A 9,051-nucleotide genomic window follows, 5' to 3' on the forward strand; every position below is an offset into this window, starting at 1 on the left:
CTTCAGAACAGGAAATAACGTTGCGCCATTGGCAAAACCTCGGCGGGTTGACAGGTGAGAAGCTCGCCATCGGCGCGCACTTCGTAGGTTTCGGGATGGACTTCAATCTCGGGGGTCGTGTTGTTCAACACCAAATCGGACTTACCGATGTTGCGTGTGTTCTTCACAGCTAACGTGTCCTTGGCGAGGCCCAACTTTGCACCGATCCCGACGTCCTTCGCAGCCGCGCTGACGAACGTGACGGCTGAGTTTTCGACCGAGCGACCATAGGCCCCGAACATTGGGCGGCTGTAGACAGGTTGCGGCGTCGGGATCGAGGCGTTGGGATCGCCCATCTGTGCCATGACGATGGTGCCGCCTAGCAGAACCATCTCAGGCTTCACGCCAAAAAAGGCCGGGTCCCATAACACCAGATCGGCGCGTTTACCTTCTTCGATCGAACCGATCTCGTGGGCAATCCCGTGCGCAATCGCAGGGTTGATGGTGTATTTGGCGATATAGCGGCGCACACGGAAGTTGTCGTTGTCGCCGGTTTCCTCAGGCAAGCTGCCTCGCTGTTTCTTCATCTTGTCAGCGGTTTGCCAGGTGCGGATCAGCACCTCGCCCACGCGCCCCATGGCCTGACTGTCTGACGCGATAATCGAAAACGCACCCATGTCATGCAGGATGTCCTCGGCGGCGATGGTCTCACGGCGTATACGGCTTTCGGCAAAAGCCACGTCTTCGGGGATCGACTTGTCGAGATGGTGGCAGACCATCAGCATGTCGAGATGTTCCTCCAGCGTGTTCACTGTGAAAGGGCGGGTGGGATTGGTAGAGGACGGCAATACATGCTCTTCGCCGCAAATCTTGATGATGTCCGGGGCATGGCCGCCCCCCGCGCCCTCGGTATGAAAGGCGTGGATCGTGCGCCCCTTAATTGCGGCCACTGTATTCTCGACAAAGCCGGATTCGTTCAGCGTGTCGGTGTGGATCATCACCTGAACGTCCAAATCATCAGCGACCGATAGACAACAGTCGATGGCGGCAGGCGTCGTGCCCCAGTCCTCGTGCAGCTTCAGAGCGCAGGCACCGCCAAGCACCTGTTCTTCAAGGGCTGCTGGCAGCGATGCGTTGCCTTTACCTGCAAAGGCAAGGTTCATCGGAAAGGCATCCGCCGCCTGCATCATGCGCCCGATATGCCACGGGCCGGGAGTGCAGGTGGTGGCCAGCGTGCCATGGGCCGGGCCAGTGCCGCCACCCAGCATGGTGGTCAGGCCGGAATGCAGCGCGTCCTCGATCTGCTGCGGGCAGATGAAATGGATATGACTGTCAAAGCCGCCCGCCGTCAGAATACGCCCTTCGCCCGCGATAACCTCGGTTCCGGGGCCCACAATGACATCGACGCCCGGTTGGGTGTCAGGATTTCCGGCTTTGCCAATCTTGTGGATGCGCCCGTCTTTCAGGCCAACATCAGCCTTATAGATGCCAGCGTGATCGACGATCAGCGCGTTGGTAATGACGGTGTCCACCGCGCCTTGGGCGCGCGTGACCTGGGATTGCCCCATTCCGTCGCGGATGACTTTGCCACCGCCAAACTTCACCTCTTCTCCATAGACATCGTCCCGCAGCCCTGTGGCGCTGAACTGTGTCGCTGTGGCCCGTTCCATAATCAGGTCTTTCTCGACCTCGATAATCAGATCGGTATCCGCAAGTCGCACCCTGTCGCCGACAGTTGGGCCGAACATGGCAGCATAGTCACTCCGACTTATCTTGCCCGGCATCTTTCAGCGCTCCCATGATATGTTGATTAAAGCCATAGATATGTCGTCGTCCCAGGTAGGGTATCAGCATCACCTCTCGACGCTGTCCCGGCTCGAAGCGGACGGCAGTGCCCGCCGGAATGTCCAGCCGCCTGCCCAAGGCTGCATAGCGATCAAATTCCAACGCGGGGTTTGCTTCGGCAAAGTGGTAGTGGCTGCCCACCTGCACTGGGCGGTCGCCGGTATTGGCCACCAACACCATCAGGGCGCTGCGACCGGCGTTTAGCGTCAGCGACCCCTCGGCAGGAAATGTCTCGCCCGGGATCATTTGCGCCGCCGTATGTGAACCAATGTCATGGTCCCGCCCACGGTCATTGCAGCGAGGATCACGGCAATCCATGTAACAGCCTCATGAGGATGGATATGCGCGCCGGAATGGGCCAAGGCAGGGGATGCGGCCAGCGTGCTTAGAATCGGTAAAGCGTGTTTCATTGGGTCAAGTTCCTCTAGCGAATTGGGTTGTGAACGGTGACGAGTTTGGTGCCGTCAGGAAAGGTGGCTTCGACCTGCACTTCGGGGATCATCTCGGCGATGCCCTCCATGCAGTGTTCGACCGAGACAACCTGGGCACCCGCCTCCATCATATCGGCGACAGAGCGTCCATCGCGTGCACCTTCGACGACGCTGTCGGTGATCAGGGCAATGGCCTCGGGGTGATTGAGTTTCACACCGCGCGCCAGACGCTTGCGGGCCACTTCGGCGGCCAGGGCGATCAGGAGTTTGTCTTTTTCTCTCGGGGTCAGGTTCATGTCAGATCATCCAGCATCGGGGGAGGTCACTGCCATTCAGTCTTTGCAGAACTGGCAGCAGGGTTTGTCTGAGGGTAAAATCGTCGACGGCCAGCAAGCGTAACACCAGCACATCGGGCTGGATCATGCTGACACCACCGGTTTCAGGAAGAACCTCCCTAAGGGGCCCCAAATGGCGTTCGGCATCCTTCGCGACCAGCACTGTCAGAGCTGTTGCCCCGGCACCGTTGGCGATGAATGGTTTGGACAGATGGGCATGCAGGTCTCCGGACAAGACCACCGAGTCGAAAAAGAGGGGTGCGCCTTCGCGTCGTATCTCGATACGGTCCCGAAAACGGATATCAGTCAGCGTTTCGCCCATTGCCGGGCGACCAAAAACCAGAGGCTCGACCATCAGCAGTGAGGCGTCCAATGCCAGGTTGATGTTCAGACGGCGATCCAGCGCACTGCCGTTGAACAGGATCGTTTCCTGAGGCAGCCAATTGAGCCGGGCACCGGGTTCGACCCGAATGCGGTTGCGAATCTGGCCGGTTTGATTGGGTTGCGCCCTATAGGCGCGTTCGCAGGTCTGGGTGGTCAGGGTCAAAGCGGTGTTTGCCGCCACATGACCGGAAAAAGAAAACTGATCACCTCCAGTGATCCCACCGGCGGTGTTCAAAAGGACGGCGTCCATGGCGCCACCACGGGCCTTTGGAAACAGACATTTGAAGGAGCCAGACTGGCGCAGACCATCCAGAACGGTACGGCCTCCGACCCTTTTCGTGCTCACGCGCAAGTTGCCCTCGGCCCGGGGGGGCTGTGCGTCATTCGGGGGCGATATGTCTGCCTGACGTGTGATCGGGGTATCCTCGGGTCATATAGAACTGTCCTTGGTTGTGACGTCATCTGTGCAAATCACCATCCGAATTGGCAGTTCGAAGGTCTCGACTGGGGGGCGCTGTCTATTGTTTGTGCGCCTGCGGCAATTGCTGGTTAAAAAATATGCATTCGCCGCGAGCGTTTGGGAAATGTCGTGTCTCAGGTTTGCTAATTACGCTGCAATGCAGAATCGATTGGACACCTGCCGGAGACACGTTGTCAAAAAACCGGAGGTGTGTGACGGCCATACGAATTGGACCTCGAAGCGGCCGCCACACGAATTGCAACATGACGTTGCGGGGACAGGTAAGAGAAATCGGCATATATGTGCAAGGTCTCTCTCCAGCGCCCTGCCTGGAGGATAATATGAACTTTCTCAAATCCACTCTCGCCGGATCAATCGTCTTTGCCACATTGGCTGGTGCTGCCATGTCTGCCGAAGACACTATCAAAGTTGGCGTCCTGCACTCGTTGTCGGGCACGATGGCGATCTCTGAGACGACACTGAAAGACACCATGCTGATGCTGATCGACCAGCAGAACGCAAAGGGTGGACTTCTGGGCAAACAGCTGGAAGCCGTGGTGGTAGACCCAGCATCAGACTGGCCGCTGTTTGCCGAAAAGGCCCGCGAACTGCTGACCGTACATGATGTCGACGTAATCTTCGGAAACTGGACGTCTGTTTCACGCAAATCGGTTCTGCCGGTGATCGAAGAGCTGAACGGCCTACTGTTCTACCCGGTGCAGTACGAAGGTGAAGAATCGTCCAAGAACGTATTCTACACTGGTGCCGCGCCGAACCAACAGGCCATCCCTGCAACTGACTATTTCCTGGAGGAACTGGGGGTCGAGAAATTCGCTCTGCTCGGCACAGACTATGTTTACCCCAGGACCACCAACAACATTTTGGAAAGCTACCTGAAAGACAAAGGGATTGCGGATGGTGACATCTTCATAAACTACACGCCTTTCGGTCACTCAGATTGGTCAAAGATCGTGGCTGATGTCGTGACGCTCGGCGCGGATGGCAAGAAAGTCGGCGTGATCTCGACCATCAACGGTGATGCCAATATCGGCTTTTACAAGGAATTGGCGGCGGCAGGCGTTTCAGCCGACGACATCCCGGTGGTGGCTTTCTCGGTAGGTGAAGAAGAACTCGCCGGTCTGGATACCTCTAACCTCGTCGGTCACCTGGCGGCGTGGAACTACTTCCAGTCGGCAGACGCAGAAGTGAACGCCGAGTTTGTCAAAACTTGGAAAGCCACGATGGGTGAAGAGCGTGTCACCAACGACCCGATGGAAGCACATTTTATCGGCTTCAACATGTGGGTGAACGCGGCCACAGAAGCGGGGTCTACTGACGTGGATTCGGTGCGGTCTGCCATGTACGGACAAGAGTACCCGAACCTGACCGGAGGAACCGCGGTCATGCTGCCGAACCACCACTTGGCCAAGCCGGTTCTGATTGGTGAAATTCAGGAAGACGGTCAGTTTGATATCATCAGCCAGACAAGCGAAGTGCCTGGTGATGCCTGGACCGATTTCCTGCCTGAATCAGCGGTTCTGATGTCGGACTGGAAAGATCTCGGCTGCGGTATGTACAACACCGAGACTAAAACCTGTGTTCAGACGCTTTCGAACTACTAAGGCCTGAATTTGAGAAGGGGGCGGCTTTGTGGCCCCCTTCCAACCCAATTCGCGGAACACTCCAATATGATACGACTATTCCTTGCGGGCCTCGCAGTCCTGTTGTCATGCCTGACAGCAACGGCTGAGGAACGTGCCATCCAGCCGCTACTGCAAGAGTATCACGAGGTGATCGCCAAAAGCTCGCGCAAGACCATTGCTCCGGTCATCAATGCGATTGCCACCAGTGGCTCGCCAAAGGCGCAATTGGTGCTAGAGACATGGACGGCCAAGGCCATGTGGATGCGCAAATCTGACGGCGTGTTCTTTGTCGGTGAAAAAATTGACAGCAAAAATTATCAGCTTATCGATTTCGACAGCGGTCAGGTGGTGGGAAACTATCCCAAAAAAGAATTGAAACAGCTGAAACCCAACAGCGGTATCCGGGCCATGATTGCCACCGCGCTGGTGATGTTCCAGTTGTCGGACCCTGACAAAGCCAAGCGGCATGGCGCGCTGACATCAATCCAACGCGACCCCGAGGCCGCCTTGCTGGCGCCTCTGCGCGCCTCGATCGAGACCGAGCCAGATGCGGCTCTGAAAGCCCAAAAGCAACGGCTCGAACGGCTGCTGACAATTGGTTATGATGACAACACCCAGGCTCGTGTGGCCGCCATTGAGGAAATGTCCGGCGATCTGGGCGTGGATGTTCGCGCAACGCTGAATCCTTTGGTGGCGACGACACGCGATGTGGTACCGGGTGACGTGCCCAAGGGGGTGAATGTCTCCGAGATCTTGACGCCCGGCACAGAAAGCCTGTCCGAAACGGAAGCCTATGACCTGTTGGTTGCCAAAGGTCTGTCCCCCGCGCGGGTTTCGCCGGACGACATACGCACCGCGCTGGCCGCCAATATCGATGGTGGCCGGGTGGGCGGCATTCCGGTGGCGCAGTTAGATAAAAAAGACGCCCGCCTTCGTGCCTATGTCGTGCTGGCACAGGCCCGCAAAGTGCCCCCGCTTGTCACACAGGCAGATATTGACGCCGCCCTCAACGCACATGTCTTTTTTGAAACCTATTTCGAGCCATCTGTCGATGTGACGACGTCGGCCAACCAGGCCTTGGATACCATAAGCCTCAAGGTTGGTATGAACCAGACACTAGACCTGACTCTGGATGCGCTTTCGCTGGCCTCGATCTACTTCCTCGCCGCCATCGGCCTTGCCATTACGTTTGGTGTTATGGGGGTGATCAACATGGCCCATGGCGAGTTTATCATGATGGGGGCGTACACAGGGTACGTGGTGCAGCAGATCATTCCTGATCACACGGTGTCGATCATTGTCGCCATTCCACTGGCCTTTGCGGTGACCTTTGCGGCTGGTGTGGCGATGGAGCGGCTGGTGATCCGCTGGCTTTATGCCCGTCCGCTGGAAACCCTGCTGGCGACCTTTGGCATTTCGATTGCCCTACAACAGCTGGCCAAGAACATCTTTGGCACACAAGCGCGGCCTCTGACCGCGCCGGGCTGGCTGGATGGGGCTTTCGTCATGAATGACGTCGTTTCAATCAGCTACATCCGCATCGCCATCTTTATTCTGGCACTCGTTTTCCTTGGCGTCTTTCTGTTCATCATGAAGCGCACCAGACTTGGGCTGGAAACCCGCGCCGTGACCCAGAACCCGCGTATGGCCGCGTCGATGGGGATCAACCCAGGCAAGGTCAATATGCTGACCTTTGGCCTTGGCTCAGGTATCGCGGGCATTGCCGGTGTTGCCATTGGGCTTTTTGCCAAGGTCACCTCTGAACTGGGCAACGATTATATTGTCCAAAGTTTCATGACCGTGGTTGTCGGGGGTGTGGGCAATATCTGGGGCACGCTTGCGGGGGCCGCCATGATCGGCTTCTTCCCAAAAGGGATTGAGTGGCTGAACCCGTCGAACACGCTGGCGGCACAGACCTATATGATCGTCTTTATTATCATTTTCATTCAGTTCCGGCCAAGGGGCATCATCGCCCTCAAGGGCCGCGCGGCAGGGGATTGATCTATGCAACGTTCTTTTATTGCCAAAAACCCTTCTGTCTTAATCTTTCTCGCCTGTCTGGCCCTGTTCACGCTGATGGTGACGGTGCTGTCCGAAGGCTTTGGCGTCGGCGTGATTTCAACAAGTTTCGTCAAGACGCTGGGCAAGACGCTGTGTCTGTGCCTGATCGCGGTGGCGATGGATCTGATATGGGGCTTTACCGGCATTCTGTCGCTGGGCCATTTCGCCTTTTTCGGTCTGGGGGGCTACATGGTCGGCATGTGGCTGATGTATGAACGCACACGCTTGATCGTGGTCGAATCGCTGGGTCAGTCCGAAATCCCACCCACAAGTTCCGAGATTGTCGACGCTATCGGTAATCAGATCTTCGGCGTGGTCGGCTCTAGTGAGTTCCCCCTGATCTGGGCATTCGCCGACAGCCTGTTCCTGCAATTGGCCTTGGTGGTTCTGGTGCCCGGGATACTGGCACTTGTCTTTGGCTGGCTCGCGTTCCGCAGCCGGGTCGCCGGCGTTTACCTGTCAATCCTGACGCAAGCGATGACGCTGGCGTTGGCGCTGTACCTGTTCCAGAACGACAGCGGCCTGCGCGGCAATAACGGGCTGTCAGGATTGCAGAACCTGCCGGGTGTGACCGCGTCGCAGGGCGTGGTGTCCGTGTGGTTTCTCTGGGCGTCGGCATTGGCCTTGGGACTTGGTTACCTCCTGGCTGCTTGGGTCGTGTCGGGCAAGCTTGGCTCGGTCATTCGCGGCATTCGCGACAACGAGGCCCGCGTGCGGTTTCTGGGCTACTCGGTCGAGACCTACAAACTGTTGGTCTTTACCCTAACGGCCTGCATCGCGGCCATTGCTGGCGCGCTTTATTACCCGCAGGCCGGTATCATCAACCCTGCTGAAATTGTGCCGATTGCGTCGATTTATCTGGCAGTCTGGGTCGCTATCGGCGGGCGGGGACGGCTTTATGGCGCGGTGATCGGGGCGGCTTTCGTCAGCCTTCTCAGTACGTGGTTCACCGGCGGGCAAGCTCCCGATATTCCGCTGGGTTTCTACACGATCAAATGGGTTGACTGGTGGCTGGTGTTGCTAGGCCTGTCCTTTGTCGCAGTCACGCTGTTTGCTCCGAAGGGTATGGGTGGACTGGTCGATCTGTGGAGCCAACGCAAAAGCCCAAACCGTCACGGTGCCGACCTGGGCCCGGATGACGGTGCCCTGCGCGAACATGAGGCAAGCCAATGAGAACACTTCTCGAAGTTTCAGGCGTGTCAGTCACGTTCGATGGCTTTCGCGCCATCAACAACCTGTCGTTCCAGATCGGTGATGCTGAGCTGCGGGCCGTTATCGGCCCCAATGGTGCCGGTAAGACGACGTTTATGGATATCGTCACCGGTAAGACCAAACCGGACGAAGGCCGGGTGATCTGGGGCGAAAAATCCATTTCTCTTTTGAAGATGAACGAGGCGAAGATCGCCCAGGCCGGGATTGGACGCAAATTCCAGAAACCAACGGTGTTCGAAGACCAGACCGTGCAGGAAAACCTGCTGATGGCTTTGAAAAAACCGCGTGGCTGGTTCTCGGTTCTGGCCTACAAGCCAAGTGCGGAGGATCTTGAGAAAGTTGCCGATCGGGCACAGGAAATCGGCCTTCTTGATGAGCTGAAACGTAAATCCGGCGAGTTGAGCCACGGGCAAAAGCAATGGCTGGAAATCGGCATGTTGCTGGCACAGGAACCGCGTCTGCTGCTGGTGGATGAACCCGCGGCGGGGATGACCCCGCAAGAACGCGAACATACCACGGACTTACTATTAGAAGCAGCCAAGACACGCGCCGTGGTGGTGGTAGAACACGACATGGAATTCGTCCGCCGCCTGAATTGCCGGGTGACCGTGCTACACGAAGGGTCGATTCTGGCCGAAGGCAGTCTTGACCACGTTACCTCGAACCAACAGGTCATCGATGTCTATCTGGGGCGCTGAACC

9 protein-coding genes are annotated in these 9,051 nt (G+C 57.4%); 4 read left to right on the forward strand and 5 right to left on the reverse strand.

The window, feature by feature from the left end:
• Nucleotides 1–2 precede the first annotated feature (2 nt).
• Genes ureC through QEZ52_RS21830 form a run of 5 tightly spaced genes read right to left on the reverse strand, consistent with a single transcriptional unit; the run spans nucleotide 3 to nucleotide 3,320 of the window.
• Complete coding sequence (gene ureC, locus QEZ52_RS21810) at nucleotides 3–1,763, reverse strand: urease subunit alpha (protein ID WP_343211899.1); 1,761 nt, start codon at nucleotides 1,761–1,763, stop codon at nucleotides 3–5.
• Nucleotides 1,738–2,070, reverse strand: coding sequence for an urease subunit beta (locus tag QEZ52_RS21815; RefSeq protein WP_343211900.1), 333 nt, complete (start codon nucleotides 2,068–2,070; stop codon nucleotides 1,738–1,740). The genes ureC and QEZ52_RS21815 overlap by 26 nt, the downstream gene beginning before the upstream one ends.
• A complete protein-coding gene (locus QEZ52_RS21820; protein ID WP_343211901.1) occupies nucleotides 2,067–2,234 on the reverse strand; it encodes a hypothetical protein in 168 nt (55 codons plus the stop codon). Before QEZ52_RS21820 ends, QEZ52_RS21815 begins: the two co-directional genes overlap by 4 nt.
• Before the next feature lie 14 nt (nucleotides 2,235–2,248).
• Nucleotides 2,249–2,551, reverse strand: a complete 303-nt coding sequence (locus QEZ52_RS21825) for an urease subunit gamma (RefSeq protein WP_343211902.1) — start codon at nucleotides 2,549–2,551, stop codon at nucleotides 2,249–2,251.
• 1 nt (nucleotide 2,552) lies between these two features.
• Nucleotides 2,553–3,320: an urease accessory protein UreD gene (locus tag QEZ52_RS21830; RefSeq protein ID WP_343211903.1), complete on the reverse strand. Its 768-nt coding sequence runs from the start codon at nucleotides 3,318–3,320 to the stop codon at nucleotides 2,553–2,555.
• A 455-nt stretch (nucleotides 3,321–3,775) separates the two neighbouring features.
• Between QEZ52_RS21830 and urtA the strand changes: the two genes are divergently transcribed.
• From urtA to urtD, 4 genes are all read left to right on the forward strand, one after another.
• Nucleotides 3,776–5,056, forward strand: a complete 1,281-nt coding sequence (urtA, locus tag QEZ52_RS21835; RefSeq protein WP_343211904.1) for an urea ABC transporter substrate-binding protein — start codon at nucleotides 3,776–3,778, stop codon at nucleotides 5,054–5,056.
• Nucleotides 5,057–5,122: 66 nt separating this feature from the next.
• Nucleotides 5,123–7,078, forward strand: a complete 1,956-nt coding sequence (urtB, locus tag QEZ52_RS21840; protein ID WP_343211905.1) for an urea ABC transporter permease subunit UrtB — start codon at nucleotides 5,123–5,125, stop codon at nucleotides 7,076–7,078.
• A 3-nt stretch (nucleotides 7,079–7,081) separates the two neighbouring features.
• Nucleotides 7,082–8,311, forward strand: a complete 1,230-nt coding sequence (gene urtC / locus QEZ52_RS21845) for an urea ABC transporter permease subunit UrtC (RefSeq protein WP_343211906.1) — start codon at nucleotides 7,082–7,084, stop codon at nucleotides 8,309–8,311.
• Nucleotides 8,308–9,048 carry an urea ABC transporter ATP-binding protein UrtD gene (gene urtD / locus QEZ52_RS21850; RefSeq protein ID WP_343211907.1) on the forward strand — a complete coding sequence of 247 codons (741 nt, stop codon included), beginning with the start codon at nucleotides 8,308–8,310 and terminating at the stop codon, nucleotides 9,046–9,048. Before urtC ends, urtD begins: the two co-directional genes overlap by 4 nt.
• Nucleotides 9,049–9,051 lie beyond the last annotated feature (3 nt).

The sequence above is a fragment of the Aliisedimentitalea scapharcae genome (genome assembly GCF_045277565.1).
GTDB classification, from domain to species: Bacteria; Pseudomonadota; Alphaproteobacteria; order Rhodobacterales; family Rhodobacteraceae; genus Aliisedimentitalea; species Aliisedimentitalea scapharcae.